At 37.6% G+C, this 22,583-nt stretch carries 18 protein-coding genes; 17 read left to right on the top strand and 1 reads right to left on the bottom strand.

From position 1 onward, the window contains the following. The first annotated feature begins 3 nt into the window (after positions 1–3). Positions 4–1,260, top strand: a complete 1,257-nt coding sequence (purD, locus tag H9636_RS13270; protein WP_191708058.1) for a phosphoribosylamine--glycine ligase — start codon at positions 4–6, stop codon at positions 1,258–1,260. Positions 1,261–1,322: 62 nt separating this feature from the next. On the opposite strand, the gene H9636_RS13265 is transcribed toward purD, so the two are convergent. Next, on the bottom strand, positions 1,323–1,886 hold the full coding sequence (locus H9636_RS13265) for a hypothetical protein (protein ID WP_191708057.1): 564 nt from the start codon (positions 1,884–1,886) through the stop codon (positions 1,323–1,325). A gap of 200 nt (positions 1,887–2,086) precedes the next feature. On the opposite strand from H9636_RS13265, the gene H9636_RS13260 reads away from it, so the two are divergent. From H9636_RS13260 to rlmD, 16 genes are all read left to right on the top strand, one after another. Next, positions 2,087–3,817 (top strand): adenine deaminase C-terminal domain-containing protein, encoded by a 1,731-nt coding sequence (locus tag H9636_RS13260; protein WP_191708056.1) that lies wholly within the window; start codon positions 2,087–2,089, stop codon positions 3,815–3,817. A 16-nt stretch (positions 3,818–3,833) separates the two neighbouring features. Then, on the top strand, positions 3,834–4,880 hold the full coding sequence (locus H9636_RS13255; protein ID WP_191708055.1) for a DUF3048 domain-containing protein: 1,047 nt from the start codon (positions 3,834–3,836) through the stop codon (positions 4,878–4,880). A gap of 21 nt (positions 4,881–4,901) precedes the next feature. Beyond that, the gene (locus tag H9636_RS13250; protein ID WP_122972584.1) at positions 4,902–5,219 is read left to right on the top strand and encodes a YerC/YecD family TrpR-related protein; all 318 of its coding nucleotides are present in this window, start codon (positions 4,902–4,904) and stop codon (positions 5,217–5,219) included. 178 nt (positions 5,220–5,397) lie between these two features. After that, positions 5,398–6,093 (top strand): heptaprenylglyceryl phosphate synthase, encoded by a 696-nt coding sequence (locus H9636_RS13245; RefSeq protein ID WP_191708054.1) that lies wholly within the window; start codon positions 5,398–5,400, stop codon positions 6,091–6,093. 68 nt (positions 6,094–6,161) lie between these two features. Next, the gene (gene pcrA, locus H9636_RS13240; protein WP_191708053.1) at positions 6,162–8,420 is read left to right on the top strand and encodes a DNA helicase PcrA; all 2,259 of its coding nucleotides are present in this window, start codon (positions 6,162–6,164) and stop codon (positions 8,418–8,420) included. A 44-nt stretch (positions 8,421–8,464) separates the two neighbouring features. Then, positions 8,465–10,465: an NAD-dependent DNA ligase LigA gene (gene ligA / locus H9636_RS13235; RefSeq protein WP_191708052.1), complete on the top strand. Its 2,001-nt coding sequence runs from the start codon at positions 8,465–8,467 to the stop codon at positions 10,463–10,465. 14 nt (positions 10,466–10,479) lie between these two features. After that, a complete protein-coding gene (locus tag H9636_RS13230; RefSeq protein ID WP_191708051.1) occupies positions 10,480–11,658 on the top strand; it encodes a CamS family sex pheromone protein in 1,179 nt (392 codons plus the stop codon). Between the two features lie 325 nt (positions 11,659–11,983). Further along, the gene (gene gatC, locus H9636_RS13225) at positions 11,984–12,277 is read left to right on the top strand and encodes an Asp-tRNA(Asn)/Glu-tRNA(Gln) amidotransferase subunit GatC (protein WP_191708050.1); all 294 of its coding nucleotides are present in this window, start codon (positions 11,984–11,986) and stop codon (positions 12,275–12,277) included. Positions 12,278–12,301: 24 nt separating this feature from the next. Next, complete coding sequence (gene gatA, locus H9636_RS13220; RefSeq protein ID WP_191708049.1) at positions 12,302–13,765, top strand: Asp-tRNA(Asn)/Glu-tRNA(Gln) amidotransferase subunit GatA; 1,464 nt, start codon at positions 12,302–12,304, stop codon at positions 13,763–13,765. Positions 13,766–13,767: 2 nt separating this feature from the next. Next, a complete protein-coding gene (gene gatB, locus H9636_RS13215) occupies positions 13,768–15,213 on the top strand; it encodes an Asp-tRNA(Asn)/Glu-tRNA(Gln) amidotransferase subunit GatB (RefSeq protein WP_191708048.1) in 1,446 nt (481 codons plus the stop codon). 118 nt (positions 15,214–15,331) lie between these two features. Next, positions 15,332–15,901 (top strand): thioredoxin family protein, encoded by a 570-nt coding sequence (locus H9636_RS13210; protein WP_191708047.1) that lies wholly within the window; start codon positions 15,332–15,334, stop codon positions 15,899–15,901. A 101-nt stretch (positions 15,902–16,002) separates the two neighbouring features. After that, positions 16,003–16,926 carry a diacylglycerol kinase gene (locus tag H9636_RS13205; RefSeq protein ID WP_191708046.1) on the top strand — a complete coding sequence of 308 codons (924 nt, stop codon included), beginning with the start codon at positions 16,003–16,005 and terminating at the stop codon, positions 16,924–16,926. Between the two features lie 259 nt (positions 16,927–17,185). Continuing rightward, positions 17,186–18,532 carry a cytochrome ubiquinol oxidase subunit I gene (locus tag H9636_RS13200; protein ID WP_191708045.1) on the top strand — a complete coding sequence of 449 codons (1,347 nt, stop codon included), beginning with the start codon at positions 17,186–17,188 and terminating at the stop codon, positions 18,530–18,532. Beyond that, complete coding sequence (locus tag H9636_RS13195) at positions 18,529–19,554, top strand: cytochrome d ubiquinol oxidase subunit II (protein WP_191708043.1); 1,026 nt, start codon at positions 18,529–18,531, stop codon at positions 19,552–19,554. Before H9636_RS13200 ends, H9636_RS13195 begins: the two co-directional genes overlap by 4 nt. A gap of 12 nt (positions 19,555–19,566) precedes the next feature. Further along, positions 19,567–19,680, top strand: coding sequence for a cytochrome bd oxidase small subunit CydS (cydS, locus tag H9636_RS19480; protein ID WP_404817754.1), 114 nt, complete (start codon positions 19,567–19,569; stop codon positions 19,678–19,680). Positions 19,681–19,794: 114 nt separating this feature from the next. Then, the gene (gene rlmD / locus H9636_RS13190) at positions 19,795–21,159 is read left to right on the top strand and encodes a 23S rRNA (uracil(1939)-C(5))-methyltransferase RlmD (protein ID WP_191708041.1); all 1,365 of its coding nucleotides are present in this window, start codon (positions 19,795–19,797) and stop codon (positions 21,157–21,159) included. The last annotated feature ends 1,424 nt before the right edge of the window (positions 21,160–22,583 follow it).

The raw sequence follows: 22,583 nt of genomic DNA, 5'->3' as shown, positions 1-22,583 counted from the left end.
CACATGAATATTCTTGTGGTCGGTAGTGGTGGGCGTGAACACGCTATAGCAAAGAAGTTTAATCATTCCCCCTCAGTGGAAAAAGTTTTTGTTGCACCGGGTAATGACGGTATGAGACAAGATGCGGAAGTTGTTGCAATTGATTCAATGGATTTTGCTGGCCTTGCCCAATTTGCAAAGGATAATGCTGTAGATCTTACCTTTGTTGGTCCCGAACAGCCATTGGCAGCAGGTATTGTTGACTTTTTCCAACTTCGCGGTTTAACGATTTTTGGCCCTACAAAGGCAGCGGCTCAAATAGAAGGTAGTAAGTCTTATGCGAAAGCATTAATGAAAAAATATAACATTCCAACAGCTGCTTATGAAACATTTACAGATGCAGAAAAGGCTGTGGAATATGTGAAACAACAAGGTGCGCCAATTGTTATTAAAGCAGACGGATTAGCCGCTGGTAAAGGTGTGATTGTGGCTATGACAGAGCAAGAAGCATGCGATGCTATTTATGATATGATTGGTAACCAACGCTTTGGAGAATCTTCTTCTCGAGTGGTAATTGAAGAATTTTTGGATGGAGAAGAGTTTTCCTTCATGTCATTTGTTCATAAAGGACAAATTTATCCGATGGTCATCGCCCAAGACCATAAACGCGCTTACGATGGAGATAAAGGACCAAACACAGGAGGGATGGGTGCATACTCACCAGTCCCACAAATTCCTCAAGAGTATGTGAGCCGTGCCTATATTGAAATTGTGGAACCGACTGTGAAGGCGATGGAGGAAGAGGGCGTTTCCTTTACCGGTATTTTATATGCAGGATTAATTTTAACGAACGAAGGATCAAAAGTGATAGAATTTAACGCTCGATTTGGTGATCCAGAAACACAAGTTGTTCTACCTCGAATGACTTCCGATTTTGGTTTATTTATGAAGGCGTTAATGGAAGAACAATATTTTGATTTACAATGGTCTGAGGAAGCGATGTTAGGTGTTGTCATCGCTGCAGAAGGATATCCAGGAGATGTGGAAAAGGGAAATCCTCTTCCAAATTTAGTGGATTTGACTGAGAAATTTGATGTTTACCATGCAGGGACGAAATTAGTCGATGGGCAGTTTGTTGGAAATGGTGGCCGTGTCCTACTCGTTGCTGCAAAGGCAAATACATTAAAAGAAGCACAAGAAAAAGTGTATTCAACTATTAATGAACAACAGTGGGGAAAATTTTTCTACCGTAAAGATATCGGGTGGAGAACATTCCAATAAAGAAAAATGGCAAGAATCGAAAAAACTTCGACTTCTTGCCATTCCTTTTAAGAAAATGGATTTTAACTCGGGTTCATCGCTGATTTTCCACTTTTTGTAGAATTGTTTGAACCAGATTGATGATTGTTTTGATTATTATTTTGATTAGATTGATTTCCTGACATCGTATCGGCAACAGTTTTAGCTACTTGAGAGGCTGTATTTGCCATTGTACCGCTTGGAGCAACGTTGGAAACTGCTTGGGCTACTTGTGAAGCTGTACTTGCAACGTTTTGCATTGTAGAGGAGCCAGAATTCGATGATTGGGAAGTGCTATTATTAGAGGAGTTGCCTGTACCCCATCGACTCTCATAGGATTGATTAAATTGTTGCATAATGCTATCGCCATCTATATATTCATCAAAAGTTGTTGAAACGGCATTTTTCACGTTCGAATTAATGAAAGCTTTTGTGGGACAATAAAGAAAGATCCCTTCTGCCACTTTCATGGCACCTGCTGCTACGAAGAGTGCCCCTAAACCACGATTACCTGACTCCTTTGCTAAGTGAGCAATACCGCAAGCTGTTAAACCTGTACCTAGAGCTAAACGGACAAAACCACTTCTTTCGGAAATGTTCTCTTCCATGTAAAGTTCCACTCCTTTTATTAGAATATAATTCCAAATAAAACACTTTAATATAAAAAAGTGCTGTGATACGATATAACCATTAAATTTCCTTGCAACTCAAATAAATATTTGAACAATTTTTGAGCAAAGTTAGTATGTGCGTATAAATAGTGAATAAACAAAATAAATATTATAAGAAATAGAAGGGAGTGTTACAAATGCCAAAGTCTACCTGGAAAATTGATGAAATAAGACAACAAGTAGCTGTCATTGACGGAAATAAAGCACCAACAATCGTTTTAAAAAATGCACGTTATTTACATAGTGTATTCAAACAATGGCTTGTAGGGAATATTTGGATTCTAAAAGATCGTATTGTATATGTAGGTAAGGAAATGCCTTCTAATTTGGCTAATACAGAGGTAGTGGATTTAGAAGGAAAAGTCGTTGTACCGGGTTATATCGAACCTCATGTACATCCATTCCAATTATATAATCCACAATCCTTTGCAGATTTTGCAGCACAAAGTGGAACAACAACTTTTATCGCAGATAACATGAACTTTGTTTTTTCACTCCCAAATTGGAAAGCGTTTTCATTAATGAATCAGCTGAAAAAATTACCTTTTTCTTTCTATTGGTGGGTTCGGTTTGATTCCCAAACGGAACTCGACAACGAAGATGAATTATTTACAAATAAATCTGTTTTAGAATGGCTTGAACGAGATGATGTGATTCTTGGGGGAGAATTGACAGGATGGCCACGTTTAGTCCGCGGAGATGATTTAATGCTTCATTGGATACAACTAGCTAAAAATAAAGGGAAAAAAGTAGAGGGGCATTTTCCTGGAGCCTCAGAGAAAACGCTTGCTCGTATGAAATTGTTTGGCGCTGATGGTGACCATGAAGCGATGACAGTAGAAGAAGTGGAACGAAGAATTCTTCATGGATTAGATGTTACGTTAAGACATTCTTCCATTCGACCGGACTTACCTCAATTGCTCAAAGGAATAATCGAGAAAAAGTTGAATATTTTTGATCATTTAATGATGACAACAGATGGTTCTACACCAAGTTTCCATCTTGATGGCGTAATGGATAAATGTATTCGTATTGCCCTTGACGAAGGTGTTTCTTCAATAGATGCTTACAATATGGCATCTTACAATATTGCGCGATACTATAGTATGACCCATCTTCACGGTCTAATTGCAACAGGACGGTTTGCTTCTTTGAATATATTAACTGATGAATTTTCACCAAACCCAGAGGCAGTGTTATCAAAGGGTGTATGGTTAAAACAAAAGAATGAAAAGGTAAATGCTCTCCCAAAAATTGAGTGGGATAGTTTAGGACCATTAAATCTATCCTTTGATTTAACCGATGATGATTTTCAATTTTCAATGCCAATTGGAATTGAATTGGTTAACGATGTCATTACAAAACCATATTCAATTAGTATGCAATTTACTAAAAAGGAACTCCCCCTTGGAAAAGATGAAAGTTATTTAATGTTAGTTGACCGTCAAGGGAAATGGCGTGTAAACACGATGATTAAAGGGTTCGACACTAGGCTGAAAGGATTTGCATCCTCTTACTCTAATACGGGTGAAATTATTTTAATAGGAAAAAGCATAGAAGATATGAAAGTAGCATTTAATGAATTAAAGAGATTAAAAGGTGGAATTGTACTAGTTGAAAATAAGGAAGTTATCGTTTCGATTCCCCTTGCCATTAATGGAACTCTCTTTAACGGTGATGTAGAAGAAATCATTCAATATGAGTTAGCTTTAAAATCTGCTCTAAAAGAAAGAGGCTACCGTCATAGTGATGCAATCTATACATTGCTATTTTTACAAGCTACACATTTACCATATATTCGTATCACGCCTAGAGGTATATATGATGTTATGAAGAAGAAAGTGATGTTACCTGCTGTGATACGTTAAAGGGGGAGACAATTGATTGTTTCGATGGAGAAATCTATGCTTTGTATTAATCATTTCAGCTCTTTTAGTCGGATGCGGTAAAAAAGATGAAAAGAATGAATCAGAAGAATCTATCGAAGAAGAAGAAACATTACCTATATCAGAAGAAGTAGAACTATCCTTTGTTACGCCATTTACTGGTGAAAAAGTACAACAAGAAGCTTCGATGCGTCCTATTATGGTAACAATTAATAATCATCCTAAAGCAAGACCTCAATCAGGGATTGCCTCTGCTGATGTCATTTATGAAATGTTAGCCGAAGGGGATATTACAAGATTACTAGCTTTGTATCAATCAAAACTACCTGATAATATTGGACCGATTCGCAGTGCAAGAGATTATTTTGTTGAAATTGCTGCCGGATTAGATGCATTCTATATTGCCCATGGCTACAGTCCGGAAGCCCGCTCACTATTAGAAAATGGAGTCGTTGATCATGTTAATGGAATGGCGTATGATGGGACGTTGTTTAAACGATCAAAAGATCGTGTAGCACCCCATAACTCCTATATGCCAGGTGAAAATATACAAGCCGCAGCAGATAAAGTGAGCGCTTCACTTCTTTATCAGAAAAAAGTATCGTATACTTTTTATAAAGAAGATGAAAGTGTTAAAATAGGAGAGAAAGCAAATTCCGTGTCGGTTACTTACAGTAACGACAATTCGTTTAATAGCCTTTATACTTATGATGAAAAAAGTAATTGTTATACACGGCAATCGGGAGACGCTGTGACAACAGATTATTTAACAAATGAGCCGTTGAAACTTTCCAATGTTTTAATTTTTGAAATGAAACATTCCATTATTGATAATAAAGGACGCCGTGAAATTGACCTTCATTCTGGTGGAACCGCGTATGTATTCCAACAAGGAATGATGCGAGAAGTTCGTTGGGAAAACAAGGATGGTGTATTGAAAGCAGTAGAAGAAGATGGTAGTGAAGTCAAATTAGTACCTGGACAAACGTGGATTCATTTTGTTCCAACAGATCCAGGCATTGCAACCTCTATAACATACTCGTAGCAATAGAAAGGATGAATGAAAATGCAGATTGATAAAATTCGCGGGCATCAAACGGACCAATTATTTAAAGCTGTATTGGAATTAAAGGATCTTGAAGAATGCTATAAATTTTTCGATGATTTATGTACAATTAGTGAAATTCAATCATTAGCCCAACGGTTTGAAGTGGCCCATTTATTACGTTTAAAGAAAACGTATGAATCAATTAAAAAAGAAACAGGTGCATCTACTGCAACAATTTCTCGAGTTCGTCGTTGTTTTGATTATGGGAATGACACTTACGATGAAATGTTAGGTCGTCTTTATCCAGATGAGAAACCGTTCCAAGCTTCTAAATAATCGTAAGCTTAATGTGAAATTTAGGCTGTTTAGTTAGTCAAAGAAAGAAGACTTCCTAGACAGCTTTTTATATTGAGTAAAGAGAATGTAATTTTCGCTTTAAGTAAGTTTACGTTATACTTGTAAGCGTATATAAAACACAATTGATTTTTTAAATTTGATAGGTGGGAATGGAAGAATGGATTATAAAAATTGGCGACATGTGTTTAAAGTGGATCCAGCAAAGGAAATTTCAGATGAAGCATTAGAACAAATTTGTGAATCGGGTACCGATGTTATTTTAGTTGGCGGTACAGATGGTGTCACAATTGATAATGTAATTGATATTTTACTACGTGTACGACGATTTTCCGTACCAGTCGCATTGGAAATTTCAAATGTTGAATCCGTTTTAGCTGGTTTTGATTATTATTTCATCCCTTCTGTTTTAAATAGCCGCGAGACGAAATGGGTGAAAGACCTACATCATGAAGCGATTAAAGAGTATGGAGATATCATGGTTTGGGACGAGTTAGTTGCAGAAGGATATTGTATTTTAAATCCTGATTGTAAAGTAGCCCAAGTAACAAATGCCGATACGGATTTAACAAAAGAAGATGTCATTGCCTATGCTCGACTTGCTGAAAACTATTTTAAATTACCGATTTTTTATATTGAATATAGTGGAACTTATGGGGATCAAGAAATTGTATCGTCTGTAAAGGAAGTATTAAACGACACTAAATTATTTTACGGTGGCGGTATTACAACTGTAGAGCAAGCTGTAGAAATGGCACGGATTGCTGATACAGTTGTAGTTGGCAATATTATTTATGACGATTTAAAACAGGCGTTAAAAACAGTGAAAGCTGTAAAAGGCGCTTTGAATAAATAAAGCAGATGCGAGAATAATTTCGTTATAGTATAATTGAGAACAAATGTTTGTATAAAGGGCGGTGCATCATGGAACAAATAACGAAAAATTTACTGAACGGAATGAATCCACAGCAAGCTGAAGCTGTAAAAACAACAGAAGGACCACTGCTTATTATGGCAGGAGCAGGCTCGGGGAAAACACGTGTTTTAACCCATCGAATTGCATATTTAGTAGTGGAAAAGGAAGTTTACCCTTCAAAAATTTTAGCGATTACCTTTACGAATAAAGCGGCACGGGAAATGCGCGATCGTATTGATAACTTACTTGGTAACGGTACGACTGAAAGTATGTGGGTATCTACTTTCCACTCCATGTGTGTACGCATTTTAAGACGTAATATCGATCGAATTGGCATTTCAAAAAATTTCTCCATCTTGGATTCTGCTGATCAACTGTCCGTTGTAAAAAATGTATTAAAAGAGTTAAACATTGATCCAAAACGTTTTGAACCTCGTGCTATTTTAAATGCCATTAGTTCAGCAAAAAATGAATGTATTACAGCAGATCAATATAAAGCAAACAGTAATCCAAATAATCCTTATGAGAAAGTCGTTGCACAAGTTTACGAAGGGTACGAAAAAAGACTTCGTCGAAACCAATCGTTAGATTTTGATGATTTAATTATGACAACGATTACGCTGTTTGAACGGGTTCCAGATGTGTTGGATTTTTATCAAAATAAATTCCAATATATTCATGTGGATGAGTATCAAGATACGAACCATTCCCAATATAAACTCGTTCAATTGCTCGCACAAAAATTTAAAAATATTTGTGTTGTTGGCGATTCAGATCAGTCGATTTACAGATGGCGTGGAGCTGATATCGGTAATATTTTATCCTTTGAAAAGGATTACCCGAATGCAAAAGTTATTTTATTAGAACAAAATTACCGTTCAACGAAGCGAATTTTACAAGCAGCTAACGATGTCATTGAACATAATGAAAGTCGATATCCGAAAAAACTTCGTACTGAGAACTTAGAAGGCGAAAAAATTGTTCTATATAAAGCTTATAACGAACAAGATGAAGCTCAATTTGTCGTACAAACGATCCAAAAACTCATGGAAAAAGAAAATCGTTCATTAGATGACTTTGCGATTCTTTACCGTACGAATGCCCAGTCCCGTGTAATGGAGGAAGTGCTCGTTAAATCAAACATGACCTACCAAATCGTCGGTGGAACAAAGTTCTATGATCGAAAAGAAATTAAAGATTTATTAGCTTATTTAAGATTAATAGCCAATAACGATGATGACTTATCCCTTGCGCGGATTATTAATGAACCAAAGAGAAATATTGGGGCGACATCTTTTGAAAAAATGGCTACTTATGCGATTCAACAAGATCTTTCCATTTTCGATGCGATGAAGGAAGTTTTATTCATGGGCTTAACTCCGAGGGCAGCAGGTGCGGTAGATAAGTTCCGAGAGTTAATCGAAGGATTTACGAAAATGCAAGAATATCTATCCGTTACGGAACTTGTTGAACAGGTAATCGATAAGTCTGGCTATCGGACAATGCTTGAAAATGAAAAAACGATTGAATCGGAAAGTCGCTTAGAAAATATTGAAGAGTTTTTATCTGTTACGAAGGCTTTTGAAGAGCGTAGTGACGATAAATCTTTAATCGCTTTTTTAACTGATTTAGCACTAGTAGCAGATATCGATGCTTTAGATAAAGAGGATACAACAAAGGGAAGTATTATTTTAATGACGATGCATGCTGCAAAAGGATTAGAATTCCCGATTGTATTTATTATTGGTATGGAAGAAAACGTCTTCCCCCATTCCCGTTCTTTAGATGACCCAGCAGAGATGGAAGAGGAAAGAAGACTTGCTTATGTTGGAATAACGCGAGCAGAGCAACGCTTATATTTAACTTGTGCTGGTTCACGAACGCTATTTGGGCGCTCAAGCTATAATATGCCTTCCCGCTTTTTACAAGAAATTTCGGAAGACATTATGGAACAAATTTCAAAATCTGGCCATCGTATAGATGCCGATGAATTACCGTTTAGTTCTGGACGTAATCAACGAGTTCAAAGTCAAAGGCGAAGAACGATAGGGAATGTCCAAACGAAGCCACAAATCGCCAACCTTCAATCGACTGGTGGAGACCAACTCCAATGGAAAGCTGGCGATAAAGCTGTACATGGTAAATGGGGTACCGGAACGGTTGTTAGTGTGAAAGGTGAAGGGGACGGCTTAGAGTTAGATATTGCCTTCCCAAGTATAGGTATTAAACGATTACTTGCTAAATTTGCACCGATTACGAAAGGATAAGAACAAAAGTATCTTCGTAACGGATGAAAATATGGAGGAATAAAATGAACGATATTGAAAAACGAGTCGCCGAGTTAAATCGACTTCTTCATGAGTACGGCCATGCCTATTATGTTTTGGATAAGCCTCTTGTGTCTGATGCTGTGTATGACCAGCTTTTAAATGAATTAATTGCATTGGAAAAAGAAAATCCTTCTTTAATTTATCCAGATTCGCCGACTCAACGTGTTGGCGGTGCTCCGTTACAAGGATTTAAGAAAGTAACCCATAATTATCCGATGTTAAGTTTATCCAATGCATTTGGTGAAGAAGATTTAAGGGACTTCGACCGTAAAATTCGTCAATCGATTGGCAACAATTTTTCCTATGTTTGTGAATTGAAAATTGATGGTTTAGCTATCTCGTTACGTTATGAAAATGGCGTATTTGTCCAAGGGGCAACCCGTGGAGACGGTACTGTTGGAGAGGATATAACGGCGAACTTAAAGACGATTCGTGCGATTCCTCTTCGTTTAAAAGATCCTGTAACGATAGAAGTGCGCGGAGAAGCGTATATGCCGAAAAAATCCTTTGAAGCATTAAATAAAGCCCGTGCCGACAAAGGGGAAGAGCTTTTTGCTAACCCGCGTAACGCAGCAGCAGGTTCCCTTCGTCAGCTTGATCCAAGAATTGCAGCAAGTCGTAATCTTTCCACATTCATTTATGCTATTGGTGGAGATGGTGAAGCATATGGAATTGATTCCCATGCAGAAATGCTTGATTATTTAGAGACATTGGGATTCCCTTCCAATAAAGAACGGGAATTTTGTGAAACAATTGACGATGTTCTTGCGTTCATTAATAAGTGGACTGAAAATCGCCCCCATCTTCCGTATGAAATCGATGGGATTGTCGTAAAAGTAAATCGTTATGCTCATCAAGATGAATTAGGTTATACGGCGAAAAGTCCACGTTGGGCCATTGCTTATAAATTCCCTGCAGAAGAAGTGGTGACGACCTTATTAGATATTGAACTAACAGTAGGGCGAACAGGGGTCATCACGCCAACTGCTATTTTAACTCCTGTTCAAGTTGCAGGAACAACTGTCGGTAGAGCTTCTCTTCATAATGAAGATTTGATACGGGAAAAGGATATTCGCATAGGCGATACGGTCATTATTCACAAAGCAGGCGATATCATTCCTGAAGTGATCGGGGTTATTTTAGAACAGCGTCCAGAAAACTCTGTTCCTTTTGAGATGCCGACAAATTGTATTGCTTGTGGAAGCGAACTTGTTCGAATTGAAGGAGAAGTGGCTTTACGCTGCGTCAATCCAACCTGTCCCGCACAAATTGCTGAAGGCATCAAACACTTCGTTTCAAGAAATGCGATGAATATTGACGGTTTAGGAGAAAAAGTGGTAGAACAACTACTTCGTGAAAATTATATTCGTGATGTGAGTGATCTTTACCATTTAGAAGTGGAACAGCTTGTAAAACTAGAACGAATGGGCAAAAAGTCTGCGAAAAATTTAGTAGAAGCGATTGAACGTTCGAAAGAAAATTCGATGGAAAGATTACTGTTCGGACTTGGAATTCGCCATGTTGGTGAAAAAGCAGCTAAATTATTAGCCGAAACTTTTGAATCGATGGATGCCCTTATGGATGCAAAGGAAGAAGAAATTACAGCAATTCATGAAATTGGTGGAAAGATGGCCGATTCCATTGTCACGTATTTTGAAAGTGATGAAGTGAAAGCGTTAATCACTCGATTGAAAGAAGCTGGTGTCAACACGTTGTACAAAGGGAAAAAAGTACAAGTGGAAATGGGTGACAATCCATTCGCAGGGAAAACGATTGTTTTAACTGGAAAATTATCGCAATTGACACGCAATGAAGCAAAGGCGAAAATAGAAGAGTTGGGTGGAACGGTAACAGGTAGTGTTAGTAAGAAGACAGACCTTGTTATTGCCGGCGAAGATGCAGGTTCAAAATTAACAAAGGCAAATGAACTAGGCATCGAAGTCTGGGACGAAAACCGCCTAATTGAACAATTACAACAGTAAAGGAGTTTCAAACGATGAACCGATTTCGCTGGATTCCGGCGATGGTCGTTGTTGCAATGCTAACAGGTTGTGTCCCTTCATTTAAAGAGGATACAGAAGTGTTACAAGATACAGATGAAACTGAAGCAGAAGTTGAAACGACAATCATCCCAAGTATGCAATTAAATGATAATTATTATAAAACGCTTGTTCCGTATAAGGAAAGTGCAAGCCGTGGATTAGTCGTGTCGAATATTAATACGAAGTACGACATTAAAGAAGTAGAAGAAGGGTTAATGCGACTCTCGCAAAATGTATATGATACAGAAAATTACTTCTTCCAAGAAGGTCAGTACTTAGATAGCGATACAATTAGTAACTGGCTTGCTCGTAGTAACCAAAATGCCGATGAACCAGAAGAACTAAGAGGGTTAAATCCTGCTGATGTTAATAAAAACGGAGAAAAAATGGACCCAGAGACACGGGCGAAAGAAGCACCAATATATCTTGCTCATATTGTCGAACAAAACTATCTTGTAAAAACAGAGGATAATAAAGTCAAGCTTGGTGGTATTTCGATTGGACTTGCTTTAAATTCCATCTACTACTATCAAAAAGAACAATACGGGGACACATTTGAAGAGGAAATTCCGAATGCTGAAATCGAGCAAAAAGGGAAAGAGATTGCAAAAGAAGTCATTAATCGTTTGCGTCAACGTCCTGAGCTGAAGGATGTTCCAATTGTCATCGGGCTGTTTAAACAACAGGCAAATAATGCCATTGTACCTGGATCTTATTTTGCTTATAACGTTTCAGAAAAAGGACAATCAGATTTAGGGGAATGGCAGGATATAAATGAGAATTATGTGACTTTCCCTATGTCTTCACCAGATGCGGAATATCGTAAAGTAAATGAAAGCTTCCAAAAATTTAAACAAGAAGTAGATGAATATTTCTCCAATTATACAAGTGTCATCGGTAGAGGATTCTATCAAAATAACACACTTACAAAATTATCGATTGAGATTCCAATCCAATTTTATGGTACGACAGAAATCATCGGATTTACCCAATATTTATCGGGAATTATTGTGCAACAATTGCCTGCAGATGTGGATATAGAAGTGAGCATTACTTCGATAAATGGACCGGAAGCCTTATTAATAAAAGAGCGTAGTGATGAAGAGCCGTTTGTTCATATTTATGATTATTAAAAAGGGCTAAAAACTCTTTAGGAAAGTAGTATTAGGACATTTTCTAATGCTACTTTTTTATGTTGAAGTATGAGAGGGATGGCTCGATTTATGGCAAAGGATTAAACTTGCCTTCAATTTATGATATTTTTATTAATAGGTTTGAATTGGCGGGTTTTAAGGCGATAATAGAGTTGAATTTAATGGAAGTAATGAAGTGTTCATATCAGATGTCCATTGATGTGCAGGAACTTTCAGGTTTTTGTCCTATTTTGTGATTTTTTATGAGAAAAATGGTATTATTATTGATTATTGCCACGCTTTAGAATAACGGAGGTGTAATGAAATGGCGAAAATATCAAAAGAAGAAGTAAAACACGTTGCACATTTAGCGCGACTAGCGATTACGGATGAAGAAGCAGAGAAATTTGCAAACCAATTAGAAAAAATTACTGATTTTGCACAAACATTGAGCGAATTAGATACAACGAATGTAAAACCAACTTCCCACGTTCTACCAATTGTTAACGTGATGCGTGAAGACGTTGCCCAAAAAGGTTTAGATCGTGATGTAATGATGCTAAACGTAAAAGAACAAGTGGATGGTCAAGTGAAAGTACCACCAATTTTAGAAGACTAAACTGTGATAAAAGGAGGGAACTTCATGACGTTATTTGAACGTTCATCGAAAGAATTACAAGAAGGTTTACATAACGGCGAGATAAAAATCGCTGATTTAACGAACGAAGCATTTGCTCGCATTGAAAAGCTTGATGACGATGTACAAGCTTTCTTAGCTTTAAATAAGGAAAAAGCAATGGAGCAAAGCTTAGAATTGGACAAAGTTCCATTTGAACAACGGGGACCATTATTCGGTTTACCAATCGGTGTGAAAGACAACATCGTAACAGAAGGTCTAGAAACGACTTGTGCTTCTAAAATTTTGGAAGGATTTATGCCAATTTATGATGCAACAGTAGTTAAAAAACTTCGTGAAGCAGGTATGGTAACAGTTGGTAAATTGAATATGGATGAGTTTGCAATGGGTTCATCAAATGAAAACTCAGCTTATAAAACAACGAAAAACCCATGGAATCTTGAACATGTACCAGGCGGTTCTTCTGGCGCATCTGCAGCTTCAGTAGCAGCTGGTGAAGTACCATTTTCACTAGGTTCAGATACAGGTGGATCAATCCGTCAACCGGCTGCATATTGTGGCGTAGTAGGTATGAAACCAACTTATGGCCGGGTATCTCGTTACGGTTTAGTTGCCTTTGCATCTTCACTGGACCAAATCGGACCAATTACACGTAACGTCTATGACAACGCTCTTTTACTTGAAGCAATTGCAGGAGTAGACCCGAACGATTCCACTTCAGCAAATGTACCAGTACCAAATTACGTATCAAAATTAGATGGTGACATTAAAGGGTTACGTATTGCGGTGCCAAAGGAATATTTAGGTGAAGGTGTGAACGAAGAAGTTAGAAATTCCGTATTAGCAGCTCTTGACGTTTTAAAAGGGTTAGGTGCTACTGTAGAAGAAGTATCCCTTCCGCATTCTAAATATGCTTTAGCAGCTTATTACATCCTTTCATCATCAGAAGCTTCATCTAACCTTTCTCGTTTTGACGGTATCCGTTATGGTTTCCGTGCAGAAGGCGTGAAAAACTTAATGGAACTTTATAAAGAAACACGTAGCCAAGGTTTTGGTGATGAAGTAAAACGTCGTATTATGCTTGGAACGTATTCATTAAGTGCTGGAACTTACGATGCTTATTACAGAAAAGCTCAACAAGTTCGTACGCTTATTAAAGAAGATTACGATAAAGTATTCGAAAACTATGATGTAATTGTTGGACCAACAGCACCAACGCCTGCTTTTAAAGTCGGTCAAAATATTAACGATCCATTGACGATGTATGCCAATGATATTTTAACGATCCCGATTAACTTAGCTGGTGTTCCTGCGATTTCCATTCCATGTGGATTTGAAAATGGCCTACCATTAGGTTTACAAATTATCGGGAAACATTTCGATGAGGAAACAATCTATCGCACGGCATTCGCTTACGAACAAGCGACAGAATTCCATCAACAAACTCCTCAAATTTGGGAGGGTAAATAAATATGAACTTTGAAACAGTTATTGGGTTAGAAGTACACGTAGAATTAAAAACAGAATCGAAAATTTTCTCACCAGCACCAAACCATTTCGGTGCGGAACCAAATACAAATACGACAGTTATCGACCTTGGATATCCGGGTGTTTTACCTGTATTAAACAAAAACGTTGTTGATTATGCGATGAGAGCAGCCTTAGCTTTAAATATGAAAATCAACCAAGAAACAAAATTTGACCGTAAAAACTATTTCTACCCTGACAATCCGAAAGCTTACCAAATTTCTCAATTTGATAAGCCAATCGGCTATGATGGATGGATCGAAATTGAAATTGAAGGTACAGATGGTCAACCAGGTTATACGAAAAAAATTGGTATTACCCGTCTTCATATGGAAGAAGATGCTGGTAAATTAACTCACGGTGATGGTTATTCATTAGTTGACTTTAACCGTCAAGGTACGCCACTTGTGGAAATCGTATCAGAGCCAGATATTCGTACACCAGCAGAAGCTTATGCATATCTTGAAAAATTAAAATCGATTATTCAATATACTGGTGTTTCTGATGTCCGTATGGAAGAAGGTTCTTTACGTTGTGATGCGAATATTTCCATCCGTCCATATGGTCAAGAAGAGTTCGGTACAAAAACAGAGCTTAAAAACTTAAACTCTTTCAACTTTGTTCGAAAAGGTCTTGAATATGAAGAAAAACGCCAAGCAGAAGTGTTAATGTCTGGCGGAGAAATTAAACAAGAGACTCGTCGTTTTGATGAAAAAACGGGTAAAACAATCTTAATGCGTGTGAAAGAAGGGACGGATGATTACCGTTACTTCCCAGAGCCAGATTTAGTCGATTTAAAAATTGACGATGAATGGTTAGAGCGTGTTCGTCAATCGATTCCTGAACTGCCAGATGCTCGTAAAAAACGTTATGTAGAAGAGCTTGGATTAAACGATTACGATGCAAGTGTTCTAGTAGTGAACAAAGAGATTTCGGATTTCTTTGATGAAATGGTTGTTTCAGGTGCAGATGCGAAACTTTCTGCCAACTGGTTAATGGGCGATGTGTCAGCTTACTTAAACTCAGAACAAATCGAAATAAGCCAAACAGCATTAACACCAGAAAACTTAGCTAGTATGGTGAAATTAATCGCCGACGGAACAATTTCATCTAAAATTGCGAAAAAAGTCTTCACTGAATTAGTGAAAAACGGCGGAGATGCTGCGAAGATTGTGAAAGAAAAAGGGTTAGTTCAAATTTCTGATCCAGCTGTATTACTTAACTTAGTAACAGAAGTGTTAGATGCGAACCCACAATCAATCGAAGACTTTAAAAACGGTAAAGACCGTGCAATTGGCTTCTTAGTAGGCCAAATTATGAAAGCTTCAAAAGGACAAGCAAACCCACCAATGGTAAACAAAATCCTTCTTGAAGAAATTAATAAACGTTAATCATCTGTTGCCCCTATCATTCCAATGAATTTGGTTTATAGGGGCTTCTTTGTTCAATCCTAAAAATTGTATTTTGGTTACAATTTATGCAAAATAAAAGAAAAAAGGAGAGTTAATAATGAAAACAGAACAACAATATTTTGAAGAATCCATCCCAATGGCACAGTATATGGAACAAATGACGACGCCTGTTTTAAAAGAAAAAAGTTTTGTAGTATACGAAAATTTCAATGTCAATCCAGAAGATGAACTTTTTGCCTTATTAAAGGAGGAAAAACCTCATATTTTAGCTATTACAGAAGATTGGTGTGGCGATGCGATGCTAAATAATGCAGTTATTCGTAAAATAGCTGAGGAAGCCGATTTAGACATTCGTTGTGCATTCCGTGATGCGGATACCGATTTAATCGACCGCTATTTAACAAATGGTGGAAGAGCAATTCCTATCTATTTATTGTTAAATGAGCAAGGTGAAGTGATTGGGAAATGGGGGCCTCGTGCACCAGAGCTACAACAATTAGTAACGGAAATGCGGGCACAATTACCAGAAAAAGGAGACCCAACATTTGAACAAAAGCAAAAAGAAATGTATACTTCTATGCAGGACAAATTTGTTCATAATCCTCAATGTGCACAATGGGTTTATGAAGATATGAAGAAAGTACTATCAAAAGCTATACAAAAATAAAGTTTTTAATGGAAAGGTCCTTTGAAAGTTCGGCTTACTTAGGACTTTCCCTTTTGTAGAAAAGTTTTATACATATTACGAAGTATAGGATGGAAGATAAAATGAAGAGAGCAAGAATCATTTACAACCCAACATCAGGTAGAGAGCTTTTTAAAAGAAACTTACCTGAAGTTTTAGAGAAACTTGAAATTGCCGGGTATGAAACATCATGCCATGCAACAACTTGTGAAGGGGATGCAAAACAAGCTGCTGCTCAAGCTGTAGAACGAGGTTTTGATATTATCATTGCTGCTGGTGGTGATGGTACACTAAATGAAGTAGTAGCCGGTATGAGTCCTTATGAAAATCGACCGAAGCTAGGTATTGTACCAATGGGAACGACGAATGATTTTGCAAGGGCAATCCGCGTTCCGCGAAAAATCGACGAGGCCATTGATATTATTATTAAAGGTGATTCGATACCAGTCGATGTCGGGTTAATAAATGATGACCGTTATTTCATTAATATTGCTGCTGGTGGGCGTATTACAGAATTAACATACGAAGTACCGAGTAAAATGAAAACGCTCCTTGGTCAACTTGCTTATTATTTAAAGGGAATTGAAATGATTCCTTCTATAAAAGCGACAAATATGCGCATCGAATTTGATGGAGAAGTTTTCGAAGGGGATGCCATGATGTTTTTATGTGGCTTAACAAACTCAGTCGGTGGGTTTGAAAAAATTGCACCAGATGCAAGTATTAACGATGGTTTATTCACGATGATGATTCTAAAGAAATGTAATATTGCTGATTTTATTAAAGTCGCTTCTTTAGCCCTTCGAGGGGAGCATTTAAACGATCCGAATGTAATTTATCGTAAAGCAAGCGTTGTGAAAGTTTCCAACGTAGAAGAAAGTGAAACAATTCATATTAACTTAGATGGTGAATATGGTGGCGATGCACCTGTCACTTTCACCAACTTAAAACGCCATATCGAAGTATTCGTTCCAATCGATGATATTCGTGAATTGGACCGAGTTTAAATATTAGAAGGAATGACCTATATAAATGTTAGGGTAAGCTAACGTTTATATAGGTTTTTTTATGTTGACAATAATAAAAAGGGTTATCACATCTAACTACGCCGTTCAACTTCTTTAAAAATGGGCATAATGGCTTTTAAGGGGAGATAGTAAATGTACAAAAAACAAGAAAAATGGCTAATTTACTTAAGCTTTGGAGTAGCAGTCATCATGCTGCTATCAATTTTAGGTCGATTATTTAGTTAGGGAGGACTTATTTTTGATTAACGAATCAACGGTGTTTTGGAGTCGAGTACTCACTGAAACTACTCTATCGTTTCATATTATTTATGCAACGATTGGAGTTGGTGTTCCTTTAATGATTATGATTGCCCAATGGGTCGGGTACCGAAATAATGATGAACATTATATTTTACTGGCAAGACGCTGGGCAAGAGGATTTGTTATTACAGTTGCCGTTGGGGTCGTAACGGGGACGGCAATTGGATTACAGCTTTCGCTATTATGGCCAAACTTCATGGAGCTAGCGGGACAAGTCATTTCGTTACCTTTATTTATGGAAACCTTTGCGTTTTTCTTTGAAGCAATTTTCTTAGGAATTTACTTATACACGTGGGACCGTTTTGATAGTCAAAAAAAGCATATGTTGTTGCTGATCCCAGTTGCGATCGGAGCATCGATGTCCGCGGTTTTTATCACAATCGTTAATTCATTTATGAATGCTCCTCAAGGGTTTGACATCGTAAACGGGAAGCTAGTCAATATTCAACCATTAATTGCAATGTTTAACCCTGCAATGCCAACTAAAGTAACCCATGTACTTGTTACAGCCTTTATGACGGCAGCGTTTATACTGGCATCGATTGCAGCCTTCCGTTTATTAAAGGGATCAAATCATATTTATCATAAAAAAGCTCTCTATCTCGTTATGAAATGTGGTCTTATTTTTTCGATTGCATCTGCGATAATTGGAGACTTTTCTGGAAAATATTTAGCAGAGTATCAGCCAGAAAAGTTAGCTGCTGCCGAATGGCATTTTGAGACGGAAAAGGGTGCAGATCTCATTCTTTTCGGGGTTATGAATGATGGAGAGGTAAAGTATGAAATCACCATCCCATATGGGTTAAGTATATTAGCCTTTAGTAATCCGATGGCCGAAGTAATGGGGTTAAATGAGTTTCCTGAAGATGAAAGACCTCCGCTTTATATCCATTATTTGTTTAATTTGATGGTGTTTATCGGTATGTTCATGGTTCTCGTTTCCCTTGTTTATTTAGTTGGAAAATGGCGTGGCTGGTCGTTTATCGCAAGCAAATGGTATCGCTGGGTTGTTGTAGCAGGCGGTCCGTTATCGGTCATTGCTATAGAAGCAGGTTGGTGGTTAGCAGAGGTCGGAAGGCAACCGTGGATATTACGAGGTATTATGCGAACGGAACAAGGGGCAACAACAAGTGGAAACGTGGATTTGATGCTCCTGCTATTTTGTATTTTATATATTGTGCTAGGGATTGGGAGTATCGTCGTCTTATCAAGAATGTTCCGTTCCAATCCTATTGAAAAGGAAATTGAAGACCGGGAATCGGAAAAAGGTGGTGAGGTGCGATGAATCTCGAAGTGTTAGGAATTTCAGTATTATGGATATTTCTATTTGGTTATGTTATTGTGGCATCCATTGATTTTGGAGCAGGATTTTTTAATGCCTATAGTTTATTAACCGATCGGTCCCACATTTTAACGGAAATCATTAAGCGCTATTTGTCACCGGTTTGGGAAGTAACGAACGTATTTCTTGTATTTTTTTTCGTAGGAATTGTGGGATTCTTTCCTCAAACGGCTTTTTATTATGGAACGATTTTACTAGTACCTGTAAGCATCTCATTAGTGTTATTAGGCATTCGAGGATCCTATTATGCTTTTGAGTCCTATGGTTCGGCTGGCCATAAAGGGTATGCCTTTGCCTATGGGCTAGCGGGGTTATTAATTCCTGCATCCCTTTCAGTCGTTTTTACCATTTCAGAAGGTGGCTTTGTTGAGGTGGTAGATGGGCACCCTGTATTAGACTATTGGAAATTGTATACGAGCCCCCTTTCCTGGAGTATAGTGCTTTTAAGTATTTCTGCAGTCCTTTATATTTCGGCGGTCTTTTTAACTTGGTACGCATGGAAAGCAAAGGATATAGATGCAAGCAATTTAATGAGAAAGTATGCTCTCATTTGGTCGATCCCATTAATTATTACGGCATTTGGGATTATCGTTGAGCTACGTGGTCATAATGTAGAACATTATGAAAATATCATTGCTATATGGCCATTGTTTGCTCTTTCAGGTTTATTATTTTTAGTTACCGTTTGGCTTATTTGGAAAAAGCGGTCGTATGGTTTAGCAGTTATTTTATTAATACTACAATTTTTCTTTGCCTTTTTTGCCTATGGTGGTTCCCATTATCCATATTTGTTGTATCCCTATTTAACGATCCATGAGGGATTTACAAATAAAGAGATGGCAATTGCTTTAGTCATTGTCTTTATACTGGGCTTATGTTTATTGCTCCCATCCCTTTACTTACTGTTCCGTTTATTTTTATTTAATAAAGACTATGTTACTGGCAAGAGTAACGATCATGCATAGGAGGGATATAAAATGAATGAGTTTATGATATTTGTCGCCCCTTTTATAATGACCATTGTATCAATTGTGCTGGCGTTTATTTTAGCACCGATGGATAAAATCGTAAGGGAAGAAGATTCAAAATGAGGAAGGGCTGCTGTAAAGTAGCTCTTTTTTTAAAATGAGATAAATTTCGTGCAAAAGTAGAGATTTTTACCCTCCACTTGTTTTACAATAGAAGAATTGAATGGAGGACGGAACATGGTAGCACCAGTAAAGAAAAATGATCGAAAAATCGTTTTAGTAGAAGACTTAACCCATGATGGAAATGGTGTGGCGAAAATCGACGGTTACCCGTTATTTATTCAAGGCGCCCTTCCGCAAGAAACGGTTGAAGTACATGTATTAAAAACTTTAAAAAATTACGGTTTTGCAAAAATCGTAGACATAAAAGAACAATCTCCCGACCGAGTGAAAGCCCCATGTATTTATTTTGGAAAATGCGGTGGTTGTCAGCTGCAACATCTATCTTATGAAGGGCAGCTGAAATGGAAAGAAAACATGGTTCGTAACGTCATGAAACGGATTGGCAAAATCGATGCGCAAGTACTACCGGTTAAAGGGATGCAAGATCCATGGAATTATCGTAATAAATCCCAAATTCCATTTACTCAAACGGAAACGGGACCGATTGCTGGATTTTATAAATCAAAAACCCATGAAATCGTCGATATGGAACGTTGTATTATCCAAGTAGAAGAAGCAGATAAAATGATGGCGAACTTAAAAAAGGAACTAATGGACATCGGTTTACAACCATATAATGAAGAGTCCCATCGAGGTATGCTTCGCCACGTCGTTGTTCGAAAAGGGCGAGCAACAGGGGAAGTAATGGTTGTGTTAGTGACAAATAAACATAAGTTCCCACAAAAAGAAGCAGCAATCGCATTGATCCGTAAGCTTGTCCCAAATGTGACATCGATTGTACAAAACGTCAATATTGAAAAAACGAATGTGATTTTAGGAAATGAAACGATTACCCTTTGGGGAAAAGATTTTATTGAGGATACGATCGGTAATGTCCGCTTTGAAATTTCAGCTCGTTCCTTCTACCAAGTGAATCCAGTACAAACAGAAGTGCTATATAAGCAAGCGTTAGATTATGCCCAATTATCTGGGGATGAAACGGTTATTGATGCTTATTGTGGGATTGGGACGATATCGTTATTTTTAGCAGAGAAAGCGAAACAAGTGCTAGGTGTAGAAATTGTAGAACAAGCCATTGAAGATGCTAAACGTAACGCCGAATTAAACGGCTTTACAAATACGTATTTTGAAGCCGGCCCAGCAGAGGAAGTAATCCCTCGTTGGTATGCTGAAGGTAAAAAAGCGGATGTATTAGTCGTTGATCCACCACGAAAAGGCTGCGATGAGGCATTGCTCAATACTATCATTGAACAGAAACCAAAACGAGTGGTTTATGTTTCCTGTAATCCAGCGACCTTAGCGCGGGACTTACGGGTACTCGAAGATGGCGGCTACAAAACAAAAGAAATCCAACCAGTTGACATGTTTCCGCAAACGACACATGTGGAGTGTGTGGTGTTGATGTCAAGGGTGTTGTAACCCCATAATAATCTCCTGTGCCACAAAACAAACCCATAGCAAAATCAAAACAAAGTTCTGATATGCCTGTGGAAAACGTGTGGACAAAGGCAGGAAGAAAAAGCAAGAATGAAAGGGTGGGAACAGGAATCCCATCCTTTTTTGCATGAATGAAAAAGCGGGAGAAAGTAGGGTGGAAACCTTACGGTTTCAGGGTTGGATAGAAAGTGTGAGGGGTTCGTAAGAACCCCAAAAGCATGAAAAAGAGTGAGAAAAAGCAAGAGAAAAAGACAGGAAGAAAAGCAAGAAATACCACGACTTTATTATCAAAAAAATAAAGTCGTGGCAGAAAAAAGTGAGAAGAAAATTGAGAAAATGATGGTTTCGTGCAATACTTTATTTTAACTCGTAACGTAGGAATGCGGGTTTGAATGGGATTTTTTAGCAGTACATTATTATGGTTGTACAGGTGTTGTAACCCCAAAATAAAGTCCTGTACTTTATAAAAAAGTCGCAACATCTTTTATTTCATGTTTAAAATAAAGTTCTGTATCAAAAATCCCTGAAACCCTTGTCATTACTCGGTTCCTGGCATCCTTATTTCTACTCTACTTCTTTTTAAATCGAAAAAAACGTGAACAAAAAGCGTGAAAAAAGGGTGGAAAAACGGTCAAAACGAGATCGGAAATGTGTGAAAATGAGGGGAAGATAGCGTGACTTTATTTTAAACGCCAACGGTGGAATGCGGGTTTGCGTGGGGTAAAGATGTGGTGAGTTTTTTTTAAATGGACAAAAATAATAATTGAAACCCTCGAGAATGCTTGTTTGACGGCATTTTTGAGGGTTATTTATATGTCTGAAATCGAGATGTGGGCGAAATTTTAGGTGTTACGCCGCCCACATCCTCCAGTATCCCTTTTTGATTTAGTTGTTCGGAAACAGTGACCACATCAATATCTTTATAGCCACCCTTTATACTCTTTAATTCTGGTTTTAATTCTTCCTCTGGAATAAGTAATGATAAGGTTTTGAATAGTTTGTCATCACCTTTGTTGCTTAACTCTGCTGCTAATTTATTTACATACCAATTAGGTGCTCCTGTCGCAATTAATCATATCGGCACATGTTTCAACAGATTTTTCAAAGCGATAAATAAATACAACTTCAATATATCTTTGTCCATCTTTCGAGTGCGGCTTAATGACTTCTAATTTTTGAAATAGGCACGAGATTTACTGGTGTTCCATACAATTATAAATTGTTATACACAACTTCCAGTAGCTTGATAATATTGTCTTGACGTTGAAACAGTTTATCCTGACGTTGAAATAGTTTGTCAAGAGTTTTCGTTATACTTTGAATGGCATTACCTGTGCCATAAAGTTTATTCTGGAACTCTACAAGCCCTTGCTTTATCTTTTCAATTTTATTGTCAATTACATCGG

It is taken from the genome of Ureibacillus galli (assembly GCF_014836845.1).
GTDB lineage: Bacteria > Bacillota > Bacilli > Bacillales_A > Planococcaceae > Ureibacillus > Ureibacillus galli.
Note: the sequence above shows the minus strand (reverse complement) of the source record. Positions and strands in the feature narration are given on the sequence as shown.